This is a genomic window from Sphingomonas sp. S-NIH.Pt15_0812, from assembly GCF_003951315.1.
GTDB lineage: Bacteria > Pseudomonadota > Alphaproteobacteria > Sphingomonadales > Sphingomonadaceae > Sphingomonas.
The window spans coordinates 1-1,086 of record NZ_QLJH01000097.1 but is presented as its reverse complement, the minus strand read 5'-3'; the positions used below and the strand labels follow the sequence as shown (position 1 = coordinate 1,086).

General features: G+C 66.9%; 1 protein-coding gene. It reads right to left on the bottom strand.

What is annotated here, in order from left to right; translation table 11 throughout:
• Window positions 1-1,086, bottom strand: a 1,086-nt coding sequence (locus BRX43_RS20055) for a sensor domain-containing diguanylate cyclase (protein WP_125996796.1), incomplete at both ends; no start/stop codon positions are given.

Genomic DNA, 1,086 nt, shown 5'->3' with positions numbered 1-1,086 from the left:
AGCAGCGCCGTCGCGTTCGTGCCGGGCGCGATGATCGTGAACTCCTCGCCGCCATAGCGGCAGACCACGTCACCGTCGCGGAAGCGATTGCGCATCTCCGCCGATACCGCCTGGAGAACCGCGTCGCCGGCATCATGCCCGAATTCGTCGTTGAAACGCTTGAAGTGGTCGACATCGCACATGACGAGGCTGAGGGGCTGGCCGGACCGCGATGCGCGCGCGATCTCCAGGGCCAGCGCTTCCTCCATGTAGCGGCGGTTGAACAGACCGGTCAGGGGATCCCGGATGGTCTGTTCGCGCAGTGATCGCTGCAGCCGGTGATTGACCAGCGCCGAGGCGATGTTCTCGGTCAACACCGTCAGCCGGAAGCGGCTTTCCGCCGGCACGCGTCCGCGAAGATAGAGGACGCCGATCACCTCCCCGCCGGCAAGCAATGGCTCGCAATGGTAGAGCTCTTCCTCGGAGGCATGACCGCAGACGATGTCGGCACCGGCCTCCGCCACGCTATGGCTGCGACCCCGACGCAGCGCCCAGCATTCGTCCGGCGGAAATCCATCCGGGTTGAGCGTCAGGCCACCCCAATGGGCGATGGGGACCAGGAGGTTGCGCGAGTTGTTGTGGGCATAGAGGGCGCCCGCAAGGTCGGGCAGCACACGAGGCACGAAGACGCGGATGATCTGGGCCAGCTCGTCATCGGTCCGCGCCGCTTGCATGCGGTGCGCCATGCCGCCCAGCAACTCGATCACGTCGTTGCGCTCGCGCAGCGCCTCGCCCTGGTTGTGCAGATCGGTATTGGCCACCTGCAGCCGCTGCTCGCTCGTTGCCTGGTCGGCAACCGCCAGTTCGAGACGGTCCGCCATGGCGTTATAATCCCTCGCCAGCAGCGTGAACTCGCGCGACCCCATCCCATTGGCGATGCGCGCCTTCCGCCCCTGCCCGAGATCGGTCATCGCCTGCATCATCGCGGCCAGCGGTCGCCGGATGCCGCGAATCAGCAAAGCGCAGGCCAACAGGAGGAGGATCGCGACAATGGATGCGCCCGCCAGCGCCAGCCGCCTGCTGCGTGCCAGCCGATGTTCCGCCGCC